We start from the raw sequence: 26936 nt of genomic DNA, 5'->3' as shown, positions 1-26936 counted from the left end.
TGTTTGACCTGCCACTGAAGAATTCCTCCAAAACGGATTAGAGTCTGGCCCAGCAATGGAGACAGACGATGAAGAAGAGGCGGTTTACGGAAGAGCAGATTATCGCGGTGCTGCGGGAACATGAGGCGGGGCGAAGACGGCGGATCTGGCCCGCAAGCACGGGGTATCGGAGGCGACGCTCTACAACTGGAAGGCCAAGTTTGGCGGGCTGGATGTTTCTGAGGCCAAGCGGCTGCGGGCCCTGGAGGACGAGAACGGCAAGCTGAAGCGACTGCTGGCCGATAGCATGCTGGACGCGTCGGCGCTGCGGGAGCTTCTGGCAAAAAATGGTAAGGCCCGCCGCCAAGCGTGAGGCTGTCGCTTTTCTGAAGGGTCGGTTTCAGATAAGCGAGCGCCGGGCCTGTTCCGTCATAGCCGCCGATCGCAAGATGATCCGCTATTGCTCCAGGCGACCGCCAGAACCAGCCCTTCGGGCCAGGTTGCGGGATTTGGCCAATGAGCGCCGCCGCTTCGGCTATCGGCGCCTGTTCATCCTGCTGCGCCAGGAGGGCGAGGCATCCGGCATCAACCGGATCTACCGCCTCTATCGCGAGGGAGGGTCTGACCGTGCGCAAGCGCCGTGCCCGGCGGCGCGCTGTCGGCATTCGGGCGCCGATCCTGGTCGAGGCCAGAGTCAACGCCCGCTGGTCGCTGGATTTCGTTCATGACCAGATGGCGAACGGCCGCCGCTTCCGCATCCTCAACGTGGTTGATGATGTGACCCGGGAGTGCCTGGCTGCCATCCCCGACACGTCGATCTCGGGACAGCGCGTGGCGCGGGAACTGACAGCGCTCATCACCCGACGTGGCAAGCCCGGCATGATCGTATCGGACAATGGCACCGAGCTGACCTCGAATGCCATCTTCGCCTGGGCCAAGGATCACGCTGTCGAATGGCACTACATCACACCAGGAAAGCCGATGCAGAACGGCTTTGTCGAGAGCTTCAACGGCCGGATGCGCGACGAGCTGCTGAACGAGACCCTGTTCCGCGGCCTCGATCACGCCAGGTCGGTCATTGCCAGGTGGGCTGAAGATTACAACACAGCGCGACCACATTCCGCGCTCAACTACCGAACTCCGGTGGCCTACGCCGCCATCCTGAAAGCCGCAAGGGGCCCTGACGCTGCGCGCACTGAAAGCTCCGCGCCAGAGCCCCTTGCTACCACCGCGCCACACGGCGTATCAAACAGCGAGACTCTAAAAGCGACTGGATGACGCTTCAGTGGCAGGTCAGTGGGAGCCAAGTCTCTTTGCCAAATACGTCTTTTTCGCCACCCGGTATCAGATAGTAGCCCTGCTGACTATTACATCCGGGTGCGAAGCTGCGACCGTGTCGTTGTGAGGTCGCGACAAGAAGCAAAATGTCTTTTTCTGGGTGGGCAGCTACAACGACCAGGAACTTGTTTTTCTCGGTGCCGTCTCTGAATCTGAATCCGTTCCAATGCAAGACCAGACCGATTTGCAACATGGTGCCAACCGTTAACTCTGGAGATCAGCAAAGAGATTGCGACGATATTCGAGCTCGTCTTTATCGATTGTCGGCATGCTCCCGATGATGGGATCGCATTCGAGAGCTAACTCATAGGGGATCAGTTCTTTGTTACCCGCGCCTTTCCTGAAAATTTTTGTCCAGGGCAGTTTCCTTCCGTGAGAGAAGTTACTCATATCGTTACCGGGAGTGTCTTTAAAGAACTCTGCGAGACGATCCATGATCTCCAGCTCGCGCTTGCTAAAAAGTCGCTTATTAAAAGTGGCGCCGACTCTCGCCTTAATATCGCGCCTCTTTAACTCTCCTGTGAGATCATCATGGATCGGCATGAAAGACACCAATCGTCCCATGTCCGGTTTTGGATTGTCGACCTCGCCATACAAGGCCATCGGCACGGGGCCTTGAGCTAGCGCGCGATAAGGCATATCGGTGACTGATTTTCCAGTCTGCCTATAATGTTCAAAATCTAGGAAATTCAGAAGTTTGAACAGCTTGAGCGTGTGGCAGAATCGAGTGTGCGAAATAAAGAACAATATCGCGTGAAGTAGCTTCTCGCGGTGGTGGGTTACCCTATGATTTTGCAGTTCGGCCATTTGCTCTTAAGCACGTTGCTCAGGTTAGATTCGTCGAACAAAGTAAGATTGCTTTGAACTGGTCGTCTTATTAGTGCAAAGCAATGCGGCGCGTTGACCCTAGCACGCCCGTGTCAGACTTTCTTGGCAATTTTGTGGGTCCCTGGTGGGTCCCTGACGCTTAGGATAAGCTATCATCTGCGGTCTAAGTTATTGAAAAGATTGGCGCACCCGATACGATTCGAACGTACGACCTTTGCCTTCGGAGGGCAACGCTCTATCCAGCTGAGCTACGGGTGCATGCCTTGCGCAATCGGCCGGAACATAACCGGGACGCCTGCGCTTCGCAAGGGTCAGGGCGGTCCTAAAATCTGGCTGATTGGCGGCGGCGCCGCGCTAGAATGCGGCCGACCGTCGTCATGTCCCCCTGGATGTCCACCGCCATGCTGCTGAAAACACCCAAAGCACCGCCACCCGATCCCGAGGCCCTGGCGCTGCAGGCGCTTGCCTTCCTCATCGCGGATGATGATCGGCTGTCGCGGTTTCTCGGCCTCACCGGGCTGGACGGGAATGCCGTGCGCGGGCTTGCCCATGATCCGCACGGGCTGGGCGCAGTGCTGGATTACCTGCTGGGGTTCGAGCCGCTACTCCTCGAGTTTGCCGCCGAGACCGGTGTCGATCCGGCCATCATCGCGGCACAGCGCCGCCGCCTGCCGGACTGAGCCGCGTTCAGTCGGGCCTGCTGTCGGCACCACTCGGCAACGGTGAAGCGGGATCGCGGATCCAGGCGGCGATGTCGTCATAGATGATGTGGGCCCCGAGATCGCGCAGCATCATGTGATAGCCCTGAGGGTATAGGGCGAGGCGCCCCTCGGTGGGCGGCAGCGTCGGCAGTGTCGCCAGGAACCGGCCGACGGATTCCGTCGTCAGAATATCTTCGCGGTCGCCGAACATGATCAGCCAGCGCGGTGCCGGACCAAGCTTCGCGCCGGCGTCGAAGGCCAGCGTCATGAGTTCGACCAGGCCAAAGGCCGTATCGACGCGTGTCGCCTTGATCACCTTGGGGTCGCGGCCCATCTGTCGCAGCATCTGGTAATTGTTCGACGGCTCACGATAGACGCCGTTGGGACGCACCGCCGCGCGCGGGATGGTCGCCATGGCGAAATCGAAAATGGTCCGGTTAAGCGAGCTTTGCGTCTGCCAGCCCCAGATCGCGGGGGCGGCCAAGATGATGCCGTCGACTGGCATCTCCGTGCGCGCGGCGACGGCAGCAAGGATGACGGCGGCCCCCATGCTTTCGCCGAGCAGATAGACCGGCTTGTCGGGATGCGCCGCCTTGGCAAGATGGGCTGCGGTCGCGAGATCCTTGATCATCTGATCGGATCCGGCCCAGAGGCCGCGCTGCGGCGTGTCGCCGAAGCCGCGCTGGTCAAACGCATAAACGGCAAAGCCGCGCCGTGCGAGACCCTTGCCGGGCGCATCGAAGGCGCGGTTGTAATCGTTGAAGCCATGGAGGGCCACGATCGATGCCTCGGTCGGCCGGTCCCAGGGCAGCCAGGTCCGCATCGGCAGATCGACACCATCGGCGGTATGGAACGCCTTGTCGGTGAAGGCCGGCGTGTCGACCGGCGGGCCGATCACCTGCCATTGCGGCGTGCAGGCGGATACCAGCAGCAAAACCACGAGCAGCGCGACACCGCAGCCCAGGCGCGTCATCGCATCAGGCCGATTGCGGCTGACGGCGCGTCAGCTCGAGGAAGATGTCTTCGAGATCGGATTCCACGGTCGAGAGATCGACGATCTCCAGATTCGTGGCGCGGATCGCATCCAGCACGGCGCCGACCTGTGTCTGGCTCGGCCGGTAATGGAGCTTGAGGCGCCGTGGCCCCAGCAATTGCGGATCGAAATTGGCCAGCGCCTCGGGTGGTGCCGCAAGATCGGCGCCGACGATGATGACCACTTCCTTGCGGTCGAGACGGCTGACCAGGGTCGAGGTCGGCTCGCAGGCGATCACCTTGCCATGGTTGATGATGGCGATCTGGTCGCAAAGCTCCTCGGCTTCCTCAAGGTAATGTGTCGTGAGCAGAATGGTGACGCCGGATTTGTTGAGCTCGCGGACATAGGCCCAAAGCTGCTGGCGAAGCTCCACATCGACGCCGGCGGTGGGCTCATCCAGCACCAACACCGGCGGATTATGGACCAGGGCTTTTGCCACCATCAGGCGCCTCCGCATACCCCCGGAGAGGGTGCGGGCATAGGAGCCGGCCTTGTCGCCGAGGGAGAGGGCTTCCAGCAATTCCATCGTCCGGCGCTCGGCCTTCGGCACGCCATACATGCCGGCCTGCAGATCGAGGAGATCGCGTGGGGTGAAGAACGGGTCGATATTGAGCTCCTGCGGCACCACGCCGATCGCGGCTGCGGCGTGGCGCGGATCGGCATCGAGATCGATGTCCCAGATCTTTACGCGGCCTTCGGTCTTGCGGACCAGCTGCGCCAGGATGTTGATGAGTGTCGATTTCCCGGCACCGTTGGGGCCCAGCAGGCCGAAAATGCCGCCGCGCGGGATGGCGAGATCGACATGATCCAGCGCCAGCTTGGGGCTGCGCTGGCTCTTGTTGCCCGCATAAATCTTGACCAATCCCTGGATCGAGACGGCAAGCTCCGGCAAAGAAACGTTATTGTTGGCGACCATGGCTGGATTTGCGACCAAAATGGTGTGTCGGCGGTTGCTTCGCCCTGGAAGCCTGCCTATCATTGCGGCATATCAAGCGTCAATGTCGAGCCGAGCAGCCAGATGGAACCGATCGAAACCGAAATCGTCACCAAGACCCGTATTGCCTGCGAGGGCGGTGGCGGCCCGTCCGGACATCCCCGCGTCTATCTCAATCTGGGCAAGGACGGCCATGTCGATTGCCCCTATTGCGGCAAGCATTTTGTCCTGAAGGAAGGCGCATCCGCCGGCGCCCATTGATGTCGGCTCCAGCGCGAAAACCTGATCACGTCTATCTGATAGACGGCTCCGGATACATCTTCCGGGCCTTTCATGCCCTGCCGCCGCTCACGCGCAGCGACGGGACGCCGGTCAATGCCGTGCTCGGCTTCACCAACATGCTGCTGAAGCTCATTGAGGATTCCGACGCCGAATATATCGCCGTCATCTTCGATGCCGGGCGCCACACCTTCCGCAACGACATCTATGCCGACTACAAGGCGCACCGGCCGGAAGCACCGCCGGAGCTCATTCCCCAATTCGTGCTGATCCGAGAAGCCACGCGCGCCTTCAACGTACCGGCCGGCGAGATGAAGGGCTATGAGGCCGACGATCTGCTGGCGACCTATGCGACGCAGGCCGCGGCACTTGGCCATGAGGTTACCATCGTCTCCTCGGACAAGGATCTGATGCAGCTGGTCGACGACCGCATTTCGCTCTTCGATCCGATGAAGAACCGCAAGATCGGCCGCTCGGAAGTGCTCGAGAAATTCGGCGTGGCGCCGGAGAAGGTGATCGACATCCAGGCGCTGGCCGGGGATTCCTCCGACAACGTTCCCGGCGTGCCCGGCATCGGCCTGAAGACCGCGGCCGAGCTCATCAACACCTATGGCGATCTCGATACGCTGCTGGCCAAGGCCGGCGAGATCAAGCAGCCCAAGCGGCGCGAGAACCTGCTGGCGAATGCCGATCTCGCGCGCATCAGCCGCGACCTCGTCACCTTGAAGCGCGACGTGCCCATCGAGGTGCCGCTCACCGATTTCGACAAGCGAGCGTTTGACGGTGCCGCCTTGGAATTCGTGATCAAGAACGAGTTCCGCTCGCTGGCTTCCAAGGTGCAGTCGCGCCTCGGCGAAGCAGCGATCAAGACGGCGAAAGCGGCCGGGGCGTTTGACACGCCCGTGGTTGCGACCACGTCGGCGCCCCAGGCAACCGTACCGACCACCAAGATCGGCGGACCCTACGAGCTGGTGCAGGATGAAGCGGCCTTGGCCGCTGGGTCGCGCGCGCGACCAAGGCGGGCCAGCTCGCCTTCGACATCGAGACAACCTCGCTCAATGTGAACGAGGCAAAGCTGGTGGGCGTTTCGCTGGCGACCGAGGCAGGGATTGCCTGCTATGTGCCGGTCGGGCATGTGGGGACGACGGGCGATCTCCTGGGTGGTGGCGCTGAGGCGCCGCGCCAGATCCCGCTCGCCCGTGCGGTTGAATTGCTGAAGCCGCTGCTGGAGGACCCGTCCGTGCTCAAGATCGGGCACAACATCAAATACGACATGGCGGTGATGGCGCGCTACGGCGTCACCGTGGCACCGATCGACGATTCCATGCTCATCTCCTATGTGCTGGAAGGTGGCGCTCATGGTCATGGCATGGACGAGCTGTCGACACTCCATCTCGGCCACGAGACGATCAAGTTCAACGACGTGGCGGGCAGCGGAAAGGCGCAGGTGACCTTCGACCATGTGCCGCTCGACAAGGCCCTGGCCTATGCGGCGGAAGATGCCGACGTCACCTGGCGGCTCCACCAATTGCTGAAGCCCCGCCTGGTGGCGGAGCGCCTCAACACGGTCTACGAGACGATCGAGCGCCCCTTGATTCCGATTGTCGCTGAGATGGAACGCGCCGGCGTCAAGATCGACGCTCAGGAACTCAGCCGCCTCAGCCAGGATTTCGCCCAGCGCATGGGCGAGATCGAGCGCGAGATCCACAGCATCGCCGGCACCGAATTCAATGTCGGCTCGCCCAAGCAATTGGGCGAGATCCTGTTCGACCAGTTGAAGCTGCCGGGCGGCAAGAAGGGCAAGACCGGCGCCTATTCGACCGGTGCCGACGTGCTTGAAGAACTGACCGTCACCTCCGGCCACCCGCTGCCGCAGAAGGTGCTCGATTGGCGCCAACTGGCCAAGCTCAAAAGCACCTATGCCGATGCGCTGCCACTGGCCATTAATCCGGAAACCGGCCGCGTCCATACCTCGTTTGCACTGGCGGCCACCACGACGGGACGCCTCGCCTCGACCGATCCCAATCTGCAGAACATCCCCATCCGCACCGAGGAGGGCCGCAAGATCCGCCGCGCCTTCGTGGCGGAAGCCGGGCACATCCTGCTCTCGGTCGATTACAGCCAGATCGAATTGCGTCTCGCCGCCGAAATGGCCGACATCGAACCCTTGAAGCAGGCTTTCCGCGAAGGCGCCGACATTCACGCCATGACGGCCTCGCAGGTGTTCGGCGTCCCCATCGAAGGCATGGACCCGATGGTCCGCCGGCAGGCAAAGGCCATCAATTTCGGCATCATCTACGGCATCTCGGCCTTTGGCCTCGCGCAACAGCTCGGCATTCCGCAAGGCGAGGCCAAGGCCTATATCGAGGCCTATTTCAAGCGCTATCCTGGCATCCGCGACTATATGGACCGGATGAAGAAGTTCGCCCATGAGAAGGGCTATGTCGAAACCCTGTTCGGCAGGCGGTGCCATGTGCCGGGCATCAACGACAAGAATCCCGCGCGGAAGAGCTTCATGGAGCGCGCCGCCATCAACGCGCCCTTGCAGGGGACGGCCGCCGACATCATCAAGCGCGCCATGATCCGCATGCCGGCCGCCTTCGCCGCGGCTGGCTTGAAGGGCCGCATGCTGCTGCAGGTGCATGACGAATTGCTGTTCGAAGTACCGGTGGCCGAGGCAGCGGAATCCTCCCGCGTCGCGCGCGAGATCATGGAAAACGCCCATCTGCCGGCAAGGACGATTTCCGTGCCGCTCATCGCTGATGCGGGAACGGGCCTTAACTGGGCCGAGGCGCATTGATCGTCCATCTCGGAGTCTGCGCCTAAACGAAAACGGCCGGAGATTTCTCTCCGGCCGTTCGCAATTTGCGAGCCAGGAACAATCAGTAAGGCGACAGCGCGTTCACCAGGTCCTTCGTGTTCGGATTGGAAACCTTGCGGTCGATCACGATCTGCTGCGGCAGGACGCCCGGGCCGTAATAGGCGGCGTTCCAATCGTTCTTCCTGAGGATGCCCGCGCCGTTGAAGCTGACACCGCCGAACAGGCCCGCGGTCTTGGCGAAGGTATACACGTCGGCCTGAAGATTGGTGGTCGTGTTGGCACCGACACCCTTGCCGATCGGGCCCGCCGCCACCGACATGTCGCCACCGAACTTCATCTGGTCGTTGAGCACGGCCTGCAGCGCCTTGTCGCTCATGATCGTGAAGATGGTCTCCGAGGTCTGGCCGCCGACCTGCAGGCCGACTGAGCCTGCGGCCAGCGTATAGAAGGCCGGCTGGCTCCAGCCCTGGTTGGGATCGCGCACCATGAGGACGCCATTGCCACCTTCGCCACCGATCACGAACCCGGCCTTGAACAGGTCAGGGAAGATCATCACGGCCTTGGCCCGCTTGAGATAGCCCGGCAACTCGCCGAACTCATAAGAGCCGATCAGCTTTTCAAAGCTGATGCGCGCCTTGTCGATCAGCTCCTGCTGGGGCGTCAACGCCTGGGCGGGCGCCATATGCCCGAGGCTGAGCCCCAAAGCGAGGGTCATGCCCAGAAACGGGGCCGTCAATTTGCGCAGAATGTTCATTCAGTATCTCCTCATCGATGCAGGCTGCGTAGAAACGCTGCCGACTCATCTTGGTTCCGCGATGCGCGCCACAAGTGTTAACGGGGCTTTGCGACTCGGGAGCGGATCAGCAACACAGATAAACCCGACGGACTCGCGCCGCAATGCGGCTCACGGAGGATTGAATGTGGGGGGCGGAGCTAGGCTGGCTTCACCACCGCCATGTAATTGACGTCGAGGTCGCGGCTGAGGTGGAAGCTGTCCTTGAACGGATTGTAGGAGACGCCGCTCAATTCGGCGATGGCAAGGCCATGGTGCCGCAACCCGCGCGCCATTTCCGACGGGCGGATGAACCGGTTCCAGTCATGGGTGCCCTTGGGCAGCCAGCGCATCACATATTCGGCGCCGATGATGGCCATGGCATAGCTCTTGATGGTGCGCGACATGGTGGCGATGAACAGGATCCCGCCGGGCTTGAGAAGACGGCTGCAGGCTTCCAGGAAGGCATCGACATCGGCCACATGCTCGATGATCTCCATCGCCAGCACGATGTCGAAGCGCTGCCCCTGGGCCACCAGATCCTCGGCGGCGCAATTGAGGTAGATCGCCTTGATGCCGCCTTGCTCGGCATGGAGGCGCGCCACCTCGACATTGCGCGGGGTCGCATCGACGCCGGTCACCTGGGCCCCCAGCCGGGCCATGGGTTCACTCAGCAGCCCGCCGCCGCAGCCGATATCGATGAGGGAAAGACCGTCGAGCGGGGCAGGGGCGGCGGCGTCCCGGCCGAAATGGGCGGCCACCCGGTCGCGGATGAAATTGACGCGCACCGGGTTGAGGCGGTGCAGCGGGCGAAACTTGCCGGTGGGGTCCCACCAGGCCTCGGCCATGGCGGCGAATTTCTCGATTTCCGACCGGTCGATGGTGGTCTTGATGACGCTGCCTGAATTTTCATCATCCGGTCGGCCGAGCTGCGGGACACTGGTAGCCAGTCCGGGGACCATGAGAAAAACCCTTCAAACGATTGAAAAACAGGCCGGGAAGCGGGCCGGAACGCTTGCGTCGGCCGCCTTGGTTCAGTATGGATACGCGCGCTTGGCAAAACAAGATTTCACCCGCCTTTATTTCACTGGCCCAGTTTTGCGGGCAAGGTCGCATTTTACCGGTTATTCGAGGGGTTAGGGGCTTTTCCCGATGAACGCAGCAGTCCGGCAGATTGGGTCCGCGAAGACCCGGATCGTGATGAAATTCGGCGGCACGTCAGTTGCCAATATCGAGCGTATTAAGGCCGTCGCCTTGCGCGTAAAACGGGAAGTTGATGCCGGTCATGATGTCGCCGTGGTGGTTTCGGCCATGTCAGGAGTCACCAACCAGCTGGTCGATTGGTGCCTTGACTTCGCGCCGCTCCATGACGCGCGCGAATACGATGTGGTGGTCGCGTCCGGCGAACAGGTGACCTGCGGGTTGACCGCCATCGCCTTGCAGGAACTGGGTGTGAACGCCCGCTCCTGGCTGGGCTGGCAGGTGCCGATCCGCACCGATGACGCCCATGGCAAGGCGCGCATCGAGTCGATCGCCGGCGAGGAACTGGAGCGCCGTTTCGCCCAGGGCCAGGTGCCGGTCTTCGCCGGTTTCCAGGGGGTGGGGTCCGACAACCGGGTGACCACGCTGGGGCGCGGTGGCTCCGATACCTCGGCCGTGGCGCTGGCGGCGGCCATCAGCGCCGACCGTTGCGACATCTTCACCGATGTCGATGGCGTCTATACGACCGATCCCAGGATCGTCGCCAAGGCGCAAAAGCTCGATAAGATCACCTACGAGGAAATGCTGGAGATGGCGTCATTGGGCGCCAAGGTCCTGCAGACCCGGTCGGTTGAAATGGCGATGAAGCATCGTGTGCGGCTCCAGGTCCTCAGCAGTTTCGAGGACAAGCCGGGGACGATGGTGGTGGATGAGGAAGAAATCATGGAAAAAGAATTGGTGAGCGGCATCGCCTATAGCCGCGACGAAGCGAAGATCACGCTCATTCGCGTGGCCGACAAGCCGGGTATCGCCGCCGGCATCTTCGGCCCGCTGACGGATGCCAATATCAATGTCGACATGATCGTCCAGAACATCTCCGAGGACGGCCAGACCACCGACATGACGTTCACCGTCTCGAAGGGCGACTTCGACCGCGCCAAGCAGGTCCTCGAAGCCAGCCGCAATACCTTGAGCTACAAGGAACTGATCTCCGACAAGAACGTCGTGAAGGTCTCGGTCATCGGCGTCGGCATGCGCTCTCATGCCGGCATCGCCCAGCGCATGTTCAAGGCGCTGGCGGAGAAGGGCATCAACATCCAGGTGATCTCGACCTCCGAGATCAAGATCAGCGTGTTGGTGGCCGAGGAATATACCGAACTTGCCGTCCGCGCGCTGCACACGGCCTACGGACTTGACGCTGATTAACTGAACCGACGTAACAGGAGTTTCCCATGGACCGTGCCCACGCGTCTGCTCACCTCGATGAGCTGTGGCAGCGTGGCCGCGAGTTCCTCGGTACGCGCTATGCCATCATGGGCGGTGCGATGACCTGGGTCTCCGAGCGCCACCTTGTCTCCGCCATCTCGAACGCCGGCGGGTTCGGTGTCATCGCCTCGGGTTCGATGCCGCCGCACATCCTGGAAGCCGAATTGAAGGCGACGCGGGCGATGACCGATGCGCCGTTCGGCGTCAATCTCATCACCCTCCACCCGCAGCTCGACCAGCTGATCGATGTCTGCCTCGATCTCAAGATGTCGCATGTGGTGCTGGCCGGCGGCTTGCCGCCGGGAGCCGCCTTGAAGCGCATCAAGGAGGGCGGCGCCAAGGTCATCTGCTTTGCACCCGCCGTGGCCATTGCCAAGAAGCTGGTGAAATCCGGCTGCGACGCCATCGTTATCGAGGGCATGGAAGCCGGCGGGCATATCGGTCCGGTATCGACCAGCGTGCTGGCGCAGGAAATCCTGCCGGTCATCACCGACGTCCCGGTTTTCGTGGCCGGCGGCATCGGCCGTGGCCAGGCCATGCTGGGCTATCTCGAAATGGGTGCCTCGGGCGTCCAGCTCGGCACGCGCTTCGTCTGCGCCACGGAATCGATCGCGCACCCGAAATTCAAGCAGGCCTTCATCCGCGGTAATGCCCGCGACGCCATCCCCTCGACGCAGATTGATCCCCGCTTCCCGGTTATTCCGGTGCGCGCGCTCGTCAATGAAGGCACGCGCAAGTTCATGGACATGCAGCGCCAGGTGATCGATCGGTTCAATGCCGGCGAGCTGGACCAGAAGGCAGCGCAGTTGGAGATTGAGCATTTCTGGGCGGGTGCCTTGCGCCGCGCCGTGATCGACGGCGATGTCGAAACGGGCTCCGTCATGGCGGGCCAGTCGGTCGGCATGGTGACGAAGGAAGAGCCAACCGCCGCGATCATCCAGGATCTCATCGAAGGCGCCCTGGCGGCTCTGGCCGATCGGCGTCACCCGTCGGCGCCAGCCGACCGGTCTCAGATTTTGCAGGGATGACCGGATGAGCCAGCAGGGCGGTCCCGCGGGTGGTGATCTGACGGGCGCTCGGCTGTTGCTGAAACGCATCCGCACCACGATGGCGCGCAACCTGCCGGCACAGCGCCGGTTGGATGAGGTCGTGCGCACCATCGCCGGCGCCATGGTGGCAGAAGTCTGCTCGGTTTATGTGCTGCGTGCCGGCGAAGTCCTGGAACTGTTTGCGACCGAAGGTCTGAAGGCAGAAGCCGTCCATTTGACGCGCCTGCGGGTAGGCGAGGGCCTGGTGGGCGATATCGCCAGCCATGCGCGACCACTGGCGCTGGCCGATGCGCAGCATCATCCGCAATTCGCCTATCGCCCGGAAACCGGCGAAGAACTCTATCAGTCGCTGATGGGCGTGCCCGTCCTGCGCTCCGGCCGTGTGCTGGGCGTGCTGGTGGTGCAGAACAAGACGCGGCGCCATTACACCGAGGAAGAGGTCGAGACCCTCGAGACCGTTGCCATGGTGGTCGCGGAACTGATCGCCGGCGGCGAACTGGTCGGTCGCGAGGAACTCTCGCCAATCACCGGAATCGGCGTCCTGCCAGAACGGCTGGATGCACAGGTACTGGCGCCTGGCTTGGCGGTGGGGGTTGCCGTCCTCCATCAGCCCGACATCACGCTCACGCAATTGGTGGCGGAAGACCCGCTGAAGGAAATTGACCGGCTCGACGATGCCTTCACATCGATGAAGCTGGCGCTCGATGAATTGCTGACCGAACAGGACGGCACCGGTGGCGAGCATCGCGAGGTGATGGAAACCTATCGCATGCTGGCGGAGGATCGTGGCTGGGCCAATCGCATCATCGAGGCGATCGAGACCGGCCTCACCGCAGAAGCCGCCGTGCAGAAGGTCCAGAACGACATGCGCGCTCGCATGCGCGATATCCAGGATCCCTATCTGCGGGAACGTCTCTCCGACCTCGACGATCTCAACAACCGGCTGCTGCGGCATCTGCTGGGCATCCAGGAATTGCCGGAGGCCCGCGACCTGCCCGACAACGCCATCCTGGTCGCGCGCAACATGGGCCCGGCCGAATTGCTCGATTACGACCGCAAGCGCTTGAAGGGGGTCGTGCTGGAGGAAGGTACGGCGAGTTCCCATGTCGCCATTGTCGCGCGTGCTCTCGACATTCCGCTGCTGGGGCATTGCGCCGGCCTGATGACGAAGGTGCAGGCCGGCGATTCCCTTGTGCTCGACGGCGAGAACGAGCAGATCTTTCTGCGCCCGTCCGAAGACATCCTGCAGGCCTTCGCCGTCAGCATGACCGCCTTGCAGGCGCGTCAGGTGTCCTACGCCGCTAATCGCGATCTGCCGGCCGTCACCAAGGACGGCGTCGACGTCCAGCTCATGATCAATGCCGGCCTGCTGATCGACGTGCCGCAGCTCGATGCGACAGGCGCCAGCGGCATCGGCCTTTATCGCACCGAAGTGACATTCATGGTAGCGCATGCCTTTCCCGATGTCGCGCGTCAGCGCGATGTCTATGGGCGCGTGCTCGACGGCGCCGGCAGCAAGGCGGTCGTGTTCCGCACCCTCGATATCGGCTCGGACAAGGTGCTGCCTTATTGGCATCGCGATGCCGAGGAAAATCCGGCCATGGGTTGGCGCGCGTTGCGCATCTCGCTCGACCGGCCGGCCATGCTGCGCCAGCAATTGCGCGCCATGATTCTGGCAGCCGGCGGCCGCGCGCTGCATGTCATGTTTCCGATGGTCTCGCTGGTCGACGAATTCGACGATGCCAAGGAGATCCTGGATCTCGAGTTGCAACGCGCCGAGGAGAAGGGCAGCGCGCTGCCGGAAAGTGTGCGCGTCGGCGCCATGTTCGAAGTCCCGGCCCTGTTCTGGCAGATGGAGGAGATGCTCGACCGCGTCGACTTCCTGTCGATCGGCAGCAATGACCTCGCGCAATTCGTTTTCGCGGCCGATCGCGGCAACACGCAATTGCAGGGCCGCTATGATTCACTCTCGCCGGCCTTTCTGCGCTTGATCGGCGCGATCATCGCGGCGGGAAAGCGCCGCAACAAGCCGGTCAGCCTGTGCGGCGAGATGGCCGGAGATCCGATCGATGCGATGGCGCTGCTGGCCTTGGGCCTGCGGACCTTCTCGATGGCGCCGCCGGCGCGCGGGCCGCTGCGCGCCATGATTCGCAGCCTGGATCTGGGGCAATTGGAGGCCTATGTCGCCGCGCTTGGCCCCCAGCGCGGCCCCGACATGCGCAGTTCGCTGCGTGCCTTTGCCCGAGACCACGACGTCGCCATCTGACCCCCGTCGGGAGGGAGTTGGGCGATGCAATCGTACCTCTGTGTGTGTTTCGGGCGATCTTAGCGGTCCGAAGGCGTTAAAGGAGATTGCGATTAAGGATCGACGAATATATATAAGTAGTTGACTCGGCGTGGCCTTTTCAAACGGGCGCGGCGTTGGGGGCGGTAACCAGGATCGCTTTATGGCAAGTCGTAAAATAGGAATGTTCGGGGTCGAACCGAACGAGTTTATCGATGATCGCAACGAGGATGGCGTCGCCGCCCTGTTGCGCCGCCGCCGCGAGGAGCTGGGGCGAGACATTCCCACCGTGGCACGCCAGCTGCGCATCCGCGCGGTGTACATCAATGCAATCGAAGAGGGCCGCCTGCAGGACCTGCCCGGCACCGCCTATGCCGTTGGATTCGTGCGCGCTTATGCCGATTATCTCGGCCTCGATGGCAACAGCATCGTCGGCGATTACCGGGATGAACTGGCCCGTCGTTCACGACAGAACCAGTTGATCTGGCCCGTGGACCAGGTCGAGCACAAGCATTTCCCCGGCGGCATCGTTCTGGTGGTGAGCTTGCTGGTCGCCGTGGCGCTCTATGGCGGCTGGTATGTGGCCTCGCTGCCGGGTGGCACCGGTATCGATCTGATCGACCAAGTCCCTGAATTAATGAAGAAACAGACCAGCGGTGATGCGCCCGACGGTGGCGACGCGCCGGCTGAGGAGGCGCCCGGCCAGTCCGGCGCGGCGACCGAGCCAGATACGGGTGGGGGCACAACGCCCGCCAGTGCGCAGGCATCGCAATCTCCGGCTCCAGCCACCGTGCCGGCACCAGAGGTCACCGCGCCCGTGCCAGCGCCCACGGCTGTGGCAGCGCCAGCGCCAATGGCAGCGCCCGCGGCTGAGGCAGTGGTCGCCCAGCCGCCGGTCGTCGCGGCGACGGCGATTGCTCCCGCCGCTCTGCCTGAAGCAGTGGAACCGGCAGCTGCCCCAGCGGCCGAACCGGCCGCGAGCGAGGAAGAGGCCGCGGCGTCGGATGTGACTCCGGAACCTGTACAGCTTGACCAATCCAATGGCCAGACGGCCGCCATTGACCAGCAATCCGCCGAACCCGCAGCCAGCGACGTCCCGGCAGAAGCCGCTGCAGCCCCTGTGTCGGCGCCCGGCAAACGCATCGTGCTCCGCGCCACCAAGGATTCGTGGGTTGAGATTTTTGATGCGCAGGATGAGGTTGTCCTGCAGCGGATCCTGCGTGCCGGCGAAACGTTTGCGGTGCCGGATCAGCCGGGTCTGACGATGAATACCGGCAATGCCGGCGGCGTGGTGATCGAACTCGATGGCAAGGCGCGGCCGGCCCTGGGGTCGGTCGGCGTCGTCAAACGCGGCGTGAAGCTTGATCCGGTCTCTTTGGGTGGCCAATAACCTCTTGAATTAAAGCGCTATTTCCGCCCTTCGTCGGGTGAATGGTGGCGCTCCGGGACTTGATCTTTTGTCCCAGGCAGCGCATGTTCAGGCCAAATGAGCCGCCAGGAAGGCCCGCCCGGGAAGGCCCGCGATATGCAAGCCAGTGGGGTCGGGTGTGGCGTCTGCCCCTTAGCCAGTTGTGAGCAAAGACATTATGAGCGTTCGGCCCTATCGCGACATTCAGCGCCGCAAGTCCCGTCAGATCCGGGTCGGTAACGTCCTGGTTGGTGGTGACGCCCCGATCAGCGTCCAGACCATGACCAACACGCTCACCACCGATGTGGCGGGGACGGTCGACCAGATCAATGCCGCGGCCGCGGCCGGTGCCGACATCGTGCGCGTCTCCTGCCCCGACGAAGACTCGACCAAAGCCTTGAAGGACATCGTGCGCCAGGTAAGCGTGCCGATCGTGGCCGACATTCACTTTCATTATAAGCGCGGTATCGAAGCGGCCGAGGCGGGCGCTGCGTGCCTGCGCATCAATCCCGGCAATATCGGCAGCGCCGACCGCGTCCGCGAAGTCGTGAAGGCCGCCAAGGATCACGGCTGCTCGATGCGCATCGGCGTCAATGCGGGCTCCCTGGAGCGAGAATTGCTGGAGCGCTATGGCGAACCCTGCCCGGAAGCCATGGTGGAAAGCGGCCTTAACCATGCCCGCATTCTCGAAGACCATGATTTCCGCGAGTTCAAGATCAGTGTCAAAGCGTCGGACGTGTTCCTGGCGGTGGCTGCCTATCAGGGCCTGGCCGATGCCTGCGACTACCCGCTTCACATCGGCATCACCGAAGCCGGGGGCCTCCGCATCGGCACGGTGAAGTCGGCGATCGGCCTTGGCTCGCTTCTGTGGGCCGGCATCGGTGACACGGTGCGCGTCTCGCTTTCGGCCGATCCGGTCGAAGAAGTGAAGGTCGGCTTTGATCTTCTGAAATCGCTCAACCTGCGCCACCGCGGTGTCAACATCATCTCCTGCCCGTCCTGCGCGCGGCAGAATTTCGACGTCATCAAGACCGTCGAGGCTCTGGAGAAGCGGGTGGCGCACATCACCACGCCGATGTCGGTCAGCATCATCGGCTGCGTCGTCAACGGTCCTGGCGAAGCGCGCGAAACCGATATCGGCTTCACCGGCGGCGGCAACAACACGCATATGGTCTATCTGGCCGGCAATCAGCATCACCGGTTGAAGGACCAGGACATCGTCGAGCATATGGCCGAGCTCATCGAGCAGAAGGCCGCGGCGATCGAAGCTGCCAAGGCCGAAGCGGCCGAATAGCAGAACGCCGACTACAATCCCTAATCAAAGAATACCCGGGGAACTCTACGATGTCAGGTTTGCAGCCGGTTCGCGGCACCCATGATCTGTTGCCCGACGACATGCGCCGCTTTCGCCGCATTGCCGACACGGCATGCAGCGCCGCCCTTTGCTTTGGCTATCAGGAAGTGGCGACGCCGATCTTCGAATTCACCGAGGTGTTCAAGCGGACCCTCGGCGACACGTCGGATGTCGTCACCAAGGAGATGTACACCTTCACCGACAAGGGCGGTGAGACCGTGACCCTGCGACCGGAAGGGACGGCGGGTGTGGCCCGCGCGCTCATCTCCGGTGGCCTGTCGCAGCACCTGCCGCTGAAGTACTTTTATGTCGGTCCGATGTTCCGCTACGAGCGCCCGCAGAAGGGCCGCATGCGCCAGTTCCACCAGACCGGCGTCGAGCTGCTGGGCGTCAAGGAACCGGCCGGCGATGTCGAGGTGATCGCCATCGGCGTCGAATTCCTGCGCCGCATCGGTGCCTGGGAACGCTGCGAACTGGAACTCAACACGCTGGGTGATGCTGCGAGCCGCCAGGCCTATCGCCAGGTCTTGATCGCTTACCTCAACGGCTTCCGCGACCAGCTGTCGAAGGAAAGCCTCGAGCGGCTGGAAAAGAATCCGCTGCGCGTGCTCGACAGCAAGGACGAGAATGACCAGAAGATCGTGGCAAATGCGCCGCTCTATACCGACTATCTGACCGACGAGGCGAAAGCCTTCTTCGCCGAGGTGCGGGCGGGGCTCGATGCGCTCGGCATCGCCTATCGCATCAACCCGCGTCTGGTGCGCGGTCTCGACTATTACTGCCACACCTGTTTCGAAATCACCTGCCCTGAGCTCGGCGCGCAGAAGACCGTGCTGGCCGGTGGCCGCTATGATGGCCTCGTCGGCATGATGGGCGGTCCCGAGACGCCCGGTGTCGGCTGGGCCAGCGGTGTCGAGCGCTGCGCCATGCTGCTTGCCGAAACGCCGCCGGTGCCGCGCCCGATCGCCATCGTGCCGCTGGGTGAGGCGGCCGAACGCCAGGCCACCGTGCTGTCCGGGCAATTGCGCCGGCAGGATTTCATCGTCGATCTCGGCTTCTCCGGCAATATGGGCAAGCGCATGAAGCGCGCCAACAAGATCAACGCCGTGGCGGCGGTGATCCTCGGCGATGACGAGCTGGCGCGTGGCGAGGCATCCTTGAAGCTGCTCGACAGTGGCGAGCAGAAGACGGTCCGGCTTGATGAACTTGAGGCGGCGCTCGCCGCCTATCGGTGATTTGCTTGGGATAGCACCGCGCACATTCCTGATCGTCGGTGCCGAGTACAAGCGGGCGCCGGTGCTGCTGCGCGAGCGTTTGCAGGGTGACGAATCCGACGCCCTGCGGCTGCTCTGGCGCTGTCGCGAGGTCGGCCTCGACCAGGCGATGGTGCTGGCGACTTGCGATCGCTGCGAAGTCTGGGCGGCGGTGACGGACGAGGCCCGCGCCCGGACCGATATCACCACGCTCATTGCCGAGGCGGCCGGAGACAACGTCGCTGACGTGCAGCCGCAGCTCCACTATCTCAGCGATAGCGATGCCTTGCGCTACGCCTTTGCGGTGGCGGCCTCGCTGGAAAGCCAGGTGGTCGGCGAACCGCAGGTCCTGGGTCAGGTCAAGGAAGCCTATCGCCTGGCCGGCCGCGCCGGCATGACCGGCCCGATGATCGATTCCGTATTGCAGGCAGCACTCTCGACGGCGAAGCGGGTGCGGAGCGAAACGGATATCGCCGCGCAATCCGTCTCGATGGCCGCCTGTGTCGTCAAGCTGGGTCGCCAGGTTCATGGCAAGCTCGACAAGGCCGGTGCCCTCTTGATCGGCGATGGTGACCTTGGCGACCTGGTGGCCGATCACCTGACCGAGGCAGGCATCAAGCGTTGGTCAGTCGCGCATCCGACACCGCTGCGCGCGCGTGAACTTGCCAATCGCCGGCAGGCGCATGCCGCCTCGCCCAGCGAGCTGGCGCAGGCCCTGGCCGATGCGGATATCGTCATCGCCGCCCTCGACAGCCTCAGCTATGTGGTGACGGCCCCGATGATCGAGGTCGCCTTGAAGACGCGGCGGCGCCGGCCGATGCTGCTGCTCGACCTCGCCATTCCGGGCGATGTCGATCCGGCGATCGACCGGATCGACGATGCCTTCCGCTATGGCTTCGACGACCTTGAACGCCTCGCCATGTCCGGCCGCAAGGAACGCGAGGAAGCGGTGACGGCCGCCTATGCGATCGTCGATGCGGAGCTGGCCAATTTCCTGCGCGGGCAGGAAGAACGCGGTGCCGCGGATATGGTATCGGCCCTGCGTGCGCATTTCGAATCCGAGCGCCTGGCGGTGCTCGCGGAAAATCCGCAGATGGATGCGGTCGAGGTGACGCGGCGGCTGGTCAACCGCCTGCTGCATCGCCCCATCACTGCGCTCCGCCAGGGGCAACCCGACAAATCCCTCGATGCGGCGGCAAGCCGTCTTTTCGACCTCGATCAGAAGCAAGAGTAACCCATGTCGTTCCGCGATAAGCTTGGCCGCGTCGTCAAGCGCCATGAAGAGCTTTCCTCGCTTCTCGCCACGGGTGGGCAGAAGGACCCGCAGGAATTTGCCCGCCTGTCCAAGGAATATTCCGACCTCGGCCCCATCGTCGAAGCGATCAAGGAGTTGCAGAAGATCGACAGCGAAATCGCCGAGATGACGGTGATGGTGGCCGACCCCGCGGCAGATCCCGAAATGAAGTCGCTTGCGGAAGATGAGTTGGGCGAACTGAAGCGTCGCCTGCCGGCACTCGAACAGCAGGTCAAGGTCTCGCTCCTGCCCAAGGACGAAGCCGACGCGCGCAATGCCATTCTCGAAGTCCGTGCCGGCACGGGCGGTGAGGAGGCGGCCTTGTTTGCCGCCACTTTGTTCCGCATGTATGCGCGCTACGCCGCGCTGAAGGGCTGGCGTTTTGAACCGATGGATATCAGCGAAACGGGCCTTGGCGGCTACCGCGATGCGACCGCGAACATTACCGGGCGCAACGTGTTCGAACGTTTGAAATTCGAATCCGGCGCCCACCGCGTGCAGCGCGTGCCGGAGACCGAGGCGTCTGGCCGCATCCACACCTCCGCCGCCACCGTGGCCGTGCTGCCCGAGGCGGAAGATGTCGATATCAAGATCGACGAGAAGGACCTCAGGATCGACGTGTTCCGTTCCAGCGGGCCGGGCGGTCAGTCGGTCAATACGACGGACAGCGCCGTGCGCATCACCCATCTGCCGACCGGCCTCGTCGTGCAGCAGCAGGATGAGAAGTCTCAGCACAAGAACAAGGCCAAGGCCTTGAAGGTCCTGCGCGCCCGGCTCTACGACCTCGAACGCTCGAAGCTCGATGCCGCGCGCTCGGCAGATCGCAAGAGTCAGGTGGGCTCCGGCGATCGCTCGGAACGCATCCGCACCTATAACTTTCCGCAAGGGCGCTGCACGGATCACCGAATCAACCTCACCCTCTACAAGCTCGACAAGATCATCGAGGGCGAGGCTTTGGACGAGATCATCGAAGCCTTGATCTCGCACGACCAGGCCGAGAAGCTGGCTGAAGTCGAGTGAGTGCCGCCGTGCGCATTGCCGATCTGCTCAGCGAAGGCATGAAAGCCTTGCGCGCGGCCGGTATCGAGACGCCGGCAGGTGAAGCGCGACTGCTCCTCGGCGTGGCGGCGCAATTGCCACCTGCCATCATGATCGGTTTTCCCGAACGCAGTGTTCCGGCCGAGGCGGCCGAGGCCTATCGCGCACTCATCGCGCGGCGCGCCGACCGCGAACCGGTTTCCCATCTCCTGGGTCGACGCGAATTCTGGTCGCGCCCCTTCATCGTCAGCCGCGACGTGCTCGATCCGCGGCCGGACAGCGAAGCGCTGATCGAGGCCGTGCTGGCGGAAATCGGCGACCGGCAGGCACCCTTGCGTATCCTCGACTTTGGCATCGGGTCCGGCTGCCTGCTTTTGACCCTGCTCAGCGAACTGCCGCGGGCGCGTGGATGGGGCGTTGACCTCAGTCCGGCGGCCCTGGTAATCGCCGAACGGAATGCCACCCAATTGCGCCTCGCCGATCGGGTCGTCCTGCGCCAGGGCAGGTGGGATGAAGCGCTCCTGCCTGAAGACCGCCAGCCCTTCGACCTCATCGTCAGCAACCCGCCTTACATACCGACCGCCGATATGCTGGCGCTGGCGCCGGAAGTCGTTCGCCATGAACCCCATCTTGCCCTGGATGGCGGCCAGGATGGACTCGACGCCTATCGCCATCTGGCGCGGGCCCTGCCGCCTTTGCTGGCACCGGGCGGCCTCATAGCGCTCGAAATCGGCCTCGGCCAGGGCGAGTCGGTACGTGGACTGATGGTGGCGGGTGGCCTCCTGGCTTCCGGCAGCGCCTTTGACCTCGCCAACCGCGAGCGCTGCCTGCTGTTTCGTCGCGCCTGAAATTTGGATTTAGTCTCAATATTTTAGGTGTGGGCGCCCAATCACCCGATTGTCATCCCGGGAGCCGCTCAATTGCAAAATAGTAGTTGGAATTGAAGGGCGAAGCAGATACGGTTTGCGCGGCATCGGGGCGAGGTAATTGGGTGATGGCCACAGGGCCAAACCGCCCCCCACTGGGCCTCCGCACATCAAGTTTAAGCCGGGGAGTCTGAACCTGCCATCGGCGGTCCTTTTGACCGTCCGCGGTGGCCGTCAGACCACGGGATCGAGCGGAATGGCCGTAGCCGCAACAGAAGCGAACGATCGACGCATGAGACCAGGGAACAACAACAACAATCGGCGCGGCCGCAATCGGGGCCCGCGCAAGCCGCATAGCGGCATGCCCAGCAAGAGCCAGAATTTCGACGGCGGCGGATCCGATACCAGGGTACGCGGCAATGTCTATCAGGTGCTCGAGAAGTACCTGCAGCTGGCGCGCGATGCCGGTGTGGCCGGCGACCGTGTGGCAGCCGAGAATTTCCTGCAGCACGCCGATCACTATTACCGCGTCATCACCACGATGAATGACGGCCAGCGCCCGCGCGTCGGTGGCCGCGAGATCTCGGTGGCCGACGTCAACGTGCAGAATGTGAGCCAAGGCCTTTCCGCGGCACTCTACAGCGGCGGCCCCTCGCAGCCCAACATGTCGGATACCGGTAACAGCGGCCCGGCACCCCAGCAGGGCAATGGCGGTCAGGGCAATGGCCATCAGAACAACAATCACCAGGGCAATGGCCACCAGGGCAATAGCCAGGGCAACAATGGCGACGACAATCAGCCGTCGCGCGATGGCAATGTCCGCGCCAGCCACGGTGGCGACAGCCATGGCGGCGAGGGCGATGGCGGCGATTACGGTCAGCAGAATCAGAATCGCGACCGCAACAATCGTGGCCGCAGCAACAATCCCAACCGTCATTCCGGTTCCTACGGCAACAGTGGTGGAAACCAGTCGGCACAGGGCAATAACGGCGCTGCGCCGGCTGTCGTCGACCGAGCACCGGTCCCCAATCCGGTGCCACCCGTCCAGACCAGTGACGAGCAGCCGGAGTATCCGGAACATCTCTTGCCACCAGCAGCACCTGAAGCGGCCGCCGAAGGCGCCAGGACGCCCCGAGACGGCGCCAGGCCCCCACGCGGGCGCCTGCGCACCCGCAGGCCCCGCGCGGCCGAAGGTGAGGGCGAAACTGTCGCCGAAGGAACGGCACCGGCCGTCGAAGGCAGCGAATAGGCAAATATCAGTGGGCGGCATTTTGGCGCAGGCCAATTTGCGGCGGAATCAGGGGCCGGGGCGATTTTTCGCTCCGGCCCTTTGCTTTTCAGCCCTTGTTTTGACGTTAACCTTTTCCATATCCCTATTGTACCCGGGGGAGTTCAAGCACAGGATTTCCCTGACATGGCATCCATGGCCGCGTGCCTCGAGGAGGGCGCGGCCGAGAGAGGGCTTCAGATTATGGAAATGGAAAAATTCACCGAACGGTCGCGGGGCTTCCTGCAATCCGCGCAGACTCTGGCCTTGCGCTCCGGCCATCAGCGGCTCACGGCCGAGCATCTGCTCAAGACCTTGCTCGACGACAAGGAAGGCATGGTCGCCAATCTGATGAAGGCGGCCGGGGCCGACCCGGCGCGCGCCTTGTCGGCCGTCGAACGCGAACTCGACAAGCTGCCGCGCGTCGAAGGCGGTGGCGCCGGTCAAGTCTATATGGCGCCGGAACTCGCGCGCATCCTTGGCCAGGCCGAAGAGATGGCGCAGAAAGCCGGTGATGGTTTTGTCACCGTCGAGCGCATGCTGCTGGCACTTGCTACTTCCAGCGACAACCCGGCCGGCAAGGCTCTCAAGGATGCCGGCCTCGTCCCGCAAAAGCTCAATCAGGCAATCAACGACCTGCGCAAGGGCCGCAAGGCCGAAAGCGCCAGCGCCGAAGACAGCTATGACGCGCTGAAGAAATATGCCCGCGACTTCACGCAGCTGGCCCGCGAGGGCAAGCTCGACCCCGTCATCGGCCGCGATGAGGAAATCCGTCGCACCATCCAGGTGCTCTCCCGCCGCACCAAGAACAACCCGGTGCTGATCGGCGAGCCCGGCGTCGGCAAGACCGCGATCATCGAAGGCCTCGCCGTGCGCATTGCCAATGGCGATGTGCCGGAAGGCCTGAAGAACCGTAAGCTGATGTCGCTTGATCTGGGAGCCTTGATCGCCGGCGCCAAATATCGCGGTGAGTTCGAGGAGCGGCTGAAATCCGTGCTCCAGGAAATCTCGGCGGCATCGGGCGAGATCATCCTGTTCATCGACGAGCTCCACACCCTGGTCGGTGCGGGCAAGGCCGAAGGCGCGATGGATGCGTCCAATATGCTGAAGCCCGCTTTGGCGCGCGGCGAACTGCATTGCGTCGGTGCCACCACCCTCGACGAATACCGCAAGCATATCGAGAAGGACGCGGCCCTTGCGCGGCGCTTCCAGCCGGTCTTCGTCGCGGAGCCGAATGTCACCGATACGATCTCGATCCTGCGCGGCCTCAAGGAAAAGTACGAGATGCATCACGGCGTCCGCATCACCGATGCGGCGATCGTCTCGGCGGCGACCCTCTCCAACCGCTACATCACCGATCGGTTCTTGCCGGACAAGGCGATCGACCTCATCGACGAGGCGGCCTCCCGCCTGCGCATGGAGGTGGAATCGAAGCCGGAGGAGATCGACGAGGTCGACCGCAAGCTGATCCAGCTCAAGGTCGAGCGCGAAGCGCTGAAAAAGGAAACCGATCCCGCGTCCAAGGAACGGCTGCAGCATCTGGTCGAAGAGGTCGAGAGCCTCGAGGCCAAGTCACGCTCGCTGACCACCATGTGGAAGGCCGAGAAGCAGAAGATCGACGATGCGCAGAAATTGAAGGAGCGCATCGACCAGGCCAAGATCGAGGTCGAGCAGGCGCAGCGCAATGGCAATTTCGCCCGCGCCGGCGAGCTCACCTATTCGGTCATTCCGGATCTGACGCGGCGCCTTGCGGAAGCGGAGCAGGCGGCCGAACACCGCATGCTGAACGAGGTCGTGAAGGAAGAGGATATCGCCGGCGTCGTGTCGCGCTGGACCGGCATCCCGGTCGACAAGATGCTGACCGGCGAGCGCGAGAAGCTGCTCGGGATGGAAGACGCGATTTCCGGCCGCGTGATCGGCCAGGCTGAGGCGGTGAAGGCCGTCTCGAATGCCGTGCGCCGTGCCCGTGCCGGCCTCCAGGATCCCAACCGCCCGATCGGTTCCTTCCTGATGCTGGGGCCGACCGGCGTCGGCAAGACCGAGCTCTGCAAGGCGCTGGCCAGTTTCCTGTTCGATGACGACCAGGCGATGGTGCGCATCGACATGTCGGAATTCATGGAGAAGCACGCGGTCTCGCGCCTCATCGGCGCCCCCCCGGGCTATGTCGGCTATGAAGAAGGCGGCGTCCTCACCGAAGCCGTGCGGCGCAGGCCCTATCAGGTGATCCTGTTCGACGAGGTCTAGAAGGCGCATCCCGATGTCTTCAACATCCTGCTGCAGGTGCTTGACGACGGCAGGCTCACCGACGGCCAGGGCCGTACGGTCGACTTCCGTAACACCATCATCATCCTCACCTCCAATCTCGGCAGCGAGTATCTGGTGGCGCTGGGTGAAGGGGAGGATTCCGACAAGGCACGCGACCAGGTGATGGCCGTGGTGCGCCAGGCCTTCCGGCCTGAATTCCTCAACCGGCTCGATGAAGTAATCCTGTTCCATCGTCTCAGCCGCCGCAACATGACGGGCATCGTCGATATCCAGTTGCAGCGTCTCGACGCGCTGTTGGCCGAGCGTAAGCTGGAACTGTCGCTCGACCAGAAAGCCAAGGAATGGCTGGCCGAGGCCGGCTATGACCCGGTCTATGGTGCGCGACCGTTGAAGCGGGTCATCCAGCGCGAGCTGCAGAACCCGCTGGCGATGCTGATCCTCGAAGGCAAGTTCAAGGCCGGCGAGGTGATTGCGGTCTCGGCCGATCAGGATGGCCTCACCATCGGTGGCGCCAAGCTCTCGAAGGTTGCCGCCTAAACAAGCCTGAGTTGGCCAGGTACCGTCCACGCAAGCGCGTCGGACGGTACCTGGCGGCGTCAGGCAGCGTTCTGCGACGGCGTCACCAGGGTTGGTGCGGTGGGTGTTGACGGGGCTGCGGCGGGCGCTGCGACGGCGCTCCAGCGCGGCAGGCGACGACCCAGCATCGACATGACGGCGAGGGCCACCACGCCGGTCGTGAAGGCGGCCAGCGGAAACTCGCCATTGCCCAGCATGACCAGGATCGGCACCGCCACGGCCGGGGGGTGCAGGATGTCGAGCGCTTCCAGCGCCAGCATCGCCCCGCCGGTGGTGAGGGCGACGCTCCACCAGGCAGGCGGCAGCACGTCCTTCAGCAGCACGGAGATGACGGCGGCCACGACATAGGCGGCGATCAGCACATTGGGGGCCGAGCTCTGGTTCCGCGGCTGTGCGAGAATGACCAGGATGCTGGGCGAGAAGGGCGCCATCAGCAAGGGCTGTGCCGAGAGATGCGCTATGAGCGCCAGCACGCCGACGGCTGCCACCACGACCCCGGCATTGTGCAATCGGTGAGCAAGCAAGAGAACTATCTGCCGGGCGTTGAGCATCGGACCACTTTCCAGGTTTCGCGAGCCACGCATCCTAGGTACCGCCAGGGCCAGGTCCAATCGAATCGCCGGATCACCTCATCAAGCGCGCTTATCAGGCGTCGAGGGGGTCAACAGAAAGGCGGCGGGACCCGAGGTCACCGCCGCCTGTTTCGTGCACTATGTCGTGCCGTTGTTAGTTCTGGCAGCCCTGCGGATCGTTGCAATCGAGGGCGCCTGCGTCCGGTCGCTCGGCGATTTCGACGGCGCCGCGCATGCGCTGGCGGTCGGCATCGATGCTGGCCACCTGGTTCTTGAAGGCCTTCAGATCCTTGCCGGCAAGCTTGCTGCTGCCGGTCGATTTGATCTTCTTCGGATTGACCTGGACGCCATCGACCAGCACTTCGAAGTGGAGATGCGGCCCGGTCGAACGGCCGGTGGTGCCGACATAGGCGATCACCTGGCCCTGCTTGACCTTGTCGCCCTTCTTGAGGCCCTTGGCGAAGCGGCTGGTATGGGCATAGGCGGTCTGATAGGTGCCGTTATGCTTGATGCGCACGTAATTGCCATAGGCGCCCTTGCGGCCCATCTCGACGATGGT

The 26936-nt window shown here is 63.2% G+C and carries 19 protein-coding genes, 1 tRNA gene and 3 pseudogenes (1 of these 23 running past the window's edge); 15 read left to right on the top strand and 8 right to left on the bottom strand.

The genetic code is table 11. The features are described from left to right. The first annotated feature begins 68 nt into the window (after nucleotides 1-68). Nucleotides 69-1257, top strand: a pseudogene (locus IPK59_08380) (IS3 family transposase). 264 nt (nucleotides 1258-1521) lie between these two features. On the opposite strand, the gene IPK59_08375 reads toward IPK59_08380, so the two are convergent. Then, nucleotides 1522-2124: a SocA family protein gene (locus tag IPK59_08375; GenBank protein ID MBK8158760.1), complete on the bottom strand. Its 603-nt coding sequence runs from the start codon at nucleotides 2122-2124 to the stop codon at nucleotides 1522-1524. 202 nt (nucleotides 2125-2326) lie between these two features. Next, a tRNA-Arg gene (locus IPK59_08370) sits at nucleotides 2327-2403 on the bottom strand. 143 nt (nucleotides 2404-2546) lie between these two features. On the opposite strand from IPK59_08370, the gene IPK59_08365 reads away from it, so the two are divergent. Further along, complete coding sequence (locus tag IPK59_08365; protein ID MBK8158759.1) at nucleotides 2547-2825, top strand: DUF3572 family protein; 279 nt, start codon at nucleotides 2547-2549, stop codon at nucleotides 2823-2825. Nucleotides 2826-2832: 7 nt separating this feature from the next. Here IPK59_08365 and IPK59_08360 read toward each other — a convergent pair whose 3' ends face one another. Then, nucleotides 2833-3819, bottom strand: coding sequence for an alpha/beta fold hydrolase (locus IPK59_08360; protein MBK8158758.1), 987 nt, complete (start codon nucleotides 3817-3819; stop codon nucleotides 2833-2835). A gap of 4 nt (nucleotides 3820-3823) precedes the next feature. Next, on the bottom strand, nucleotides 3824-4795 hold the full coding sequence (locus IPK59_08355; protein MBK8158757.1) for an ABC transporter ATP-binding protein: 972 nt from the start codon (nucleotides 4793-4795) through the stop codon (nucleotides 3824-3826). 102 nt (nucleotides 4796-4897) lie between these two features. Here IPK59_08355 and IPK59_08350 point away from each other — a divergent pair, with 102 nt between their 5' ends. Then, nucleotides 4898-5074 carry a zinc-finger domain-containing protein gene (locus tag IPK59_08350; protein MBK8158756.1) on the top strand — a complete coding sequence of 59 codons (177 nt, stop codon included), beginning with the start codon at nucleotides 4898-4900 and terminating at the stop codon, nucleotides 5072-5074. Next, a pseudogene (polA, locus tag IPK59_08345) lies at nucleotides 5074-7892 on the top strand (DNA polymerase I). Before IPK59_08350 ends, polA begins: the two are co-directional and overlap by 1 nt. Nucleotides 7893-7974: 82 nt before the next feature. On the opposite strand, the gene IPK59_08340 reads toward polA, so the two are convergent. Both IPK59_08340 and ubiG read right to left on the bottom strand, forming a co-directional pair. Then, nucleotides 7975-8667: a lipid-binding SYLF domain-containing protein gene (locus IPK59_08340; GenBank protein MBK8158755.1), complete on the bottom strand. Its 693-nt coding sequence runs from the start codon at nucleotides 8665-8667 to the stop codon at nucleotides 7975-7977. A gap of 179 nt (nucleotides 8668-8846) precedes the next feature. Next, a complete protein-coding gene (gene ubiG / locus IPK59_08335; protein ID MBK8158754.1) occupies nucleotides 8847-9647 on the bottom strand; it encodes a bifunctional 2-polyprenyl-6-hydroxyphenol methylase/3-demethylubiquinol 3-O-methyltransferase UbiG in 801 nt (266 codons plus the stop codon). A gap of 238 nt (nucleotides 9648-9885) precedes the next feature. Here ubiG and IPK59_08330 point away from each other — a divergent pair, with 238 nt between their 5' ends. The 11 genes and pseudogenes from IPK59_08330 to clpB all read left to right on the top strand — a co-directional run bounded on the left by IPK59_08330 (nucleotide 9886) and on the right by clpB (nucleotide 25766). After that, nucleotides 9886-11091 carry an aspartate kinase gene (locus IPK59_08330; GenBank protein MBK8158753.1) on the top strand — a complete coding sequence of 402 codons (1206 nt, stop codon included), beginning with the start codon at nucleotides 9886-9888 and terminating at the stop codon, nucleotides 11089-11091. 26 nt (nucleotides 11092-11117) lie between these two features. After that, complete coding sequence (locus IPK59_08325) at nucleotides 11118-12179, top strand: nitronate monooxygenase (protein ID MBK8158752.1); 1062 nt, start codon at nucleotides 11118-11120, stop codon at nucleotides 12177-12179. Nucleotides 12180-12183: 4 nt separating this feature from the next. Beyond that, a complete protein-coding gene (ptsP, locus tag IPK59_08320; GenBank protein ID MBK8158751.1) occupies nucleotides 12184-14466 on the top strand; it encodes a phosphoenolpyruvate--protein phosphotransferase in 2283 nt (760 codons plus the stop codon). A 202-nt stretch (nucleotides 14467-14668) separates the two neighbouring features. After that, entirely contained in the window at nucleotides 14669-15874 is a 1206-nt protein-coding gene (locus tag IPK59_08315) for a DUF4115 domain-containing protein (protein ID MBK8158750.1), read from the top strand. Between the two features lie 196 nt (nucleotides 15875-16070). Next, nucleotides 16071-17186: a flavodoxin-dependent (E)-4-hydroxy-3-methylbut-2-enyl-diphosphate synthase gene (ispG, locus tag IPK59_08310; protein ID MBK8158749.1), complete on the top strand. Its 1116-nt coding sequence runs from the start codon at nucleotides 16071-16073 to the stop codon at nucleotides 17184-17186. A gap of 50 nt (nucleotides 17187-17236) precedes the next feature. After that, a complete protein-coding gene (locus tag IPK59_08305) occupies nucleotides 17237-18481 on the top strand; it encodes a histidine--tRNA ligase (GenBank protein MBK8158748.1) in 1245 nt (414 codons plus the stop codon). Further along, on the top strand, nucleotides 18447-19733 hold the full coding sequence (locus IPK59_08300) for a glutamyl-tRNA reductase (GenBank protein ID MBK8158747.1): 1287 nt from the start codon (nucleotides 18447-18449) through the stop codon (nucleotides 19731-19733). The genes IPK59_08305 and IPK59_08300 overlap by 35 nt, the downstream gene beginning before the upstream one ends. A gap of 3 nt (nucleotides 19734-19736) precedes the next feature. Then, a complete protein-coding gene (prfA, locus tag IPK59_08295) occupies nucleotides 19737-20813 on the top strand; it encodes a peptide chain release factor 1 (protein MBK8158746.1) in 1077 nt (358 codons plus the stop codon). A 38-nt stretch (nucleotides 20814-20851) separates the two neighbouring features. Continuing rightward, nucleotides 20852-21679 carry a peptide chain release factor N(5)-glutamine methyltransferase gene (gene prmC / locus IPK59_08290; protein MBK8158745.1) on the top strand — a complete coding sequence of 276 codons (828 nt, stop codon included), beginning with the start codon at nucleotides 20852-20854 and terminating at the stop codon, nucleotides 21677-21679. A 310-nt stretch (nucleotides 21680-21989) separates the two neighbouring features. Continuing rightward, entirely contained in the window at nucleotides 21990-22946 is a 957-nt protein-coding gene (locus IPK59_08285) for a DUF4167 domain-containing protein (GenBank protein MBK8158744.1), read from the top strand. A gap of 222 nt (nucleotides 22947-23168) precedes the next feature. Next, a pseudogene (clpB, locus tag IPK59_08280) lies at nucleotides 23169-25766 on the top strand (ATP-dependent chaperone ClpB). Between the two features lie 59 nt (nucleotides 25767-25825). Here clpB and IPK59_08275 read toward each other — a convergent pair. Further along, on the bottom strand, nucleotides 25826-26356 hold the full coding sequence (locus IPK59_08275) for an HPP family protein (GenBank protein MBK8158743.1): 531 nt from the start codon (nucleotides 26354-26356) through the stop codon (nucleotides 25826-25828). Nucleotides 26357-26531: 175 nt separating this feature from the next. Further along, nucleotides 26532-26936 carry the 3' end of a peptidoglycan DD-metalloendopeptidase family protein gene (locus IPK59_08270; protein ID MBK8158742.1) on the bottom strand. Its footprint extends 1317 nt past the window's final position, so 405 of the gene's 1722 nt are visible here — the last part of the coding sequence; its start codon lies beyond the right edge, outside the window; the stop codon is at nucleotides 26532-26534.

This window comes from Rhodospirillaceae bacterium (genome assembly GCA_016712715.1).
Lineage (GTDB): Bacteria > Pseudomonadota > Alphaproteobacteria > Dongiales > Dongiaceae > Dongia.
This window is presented reverse-complemented; position numbering and strand designations above follow the sequence as displayed.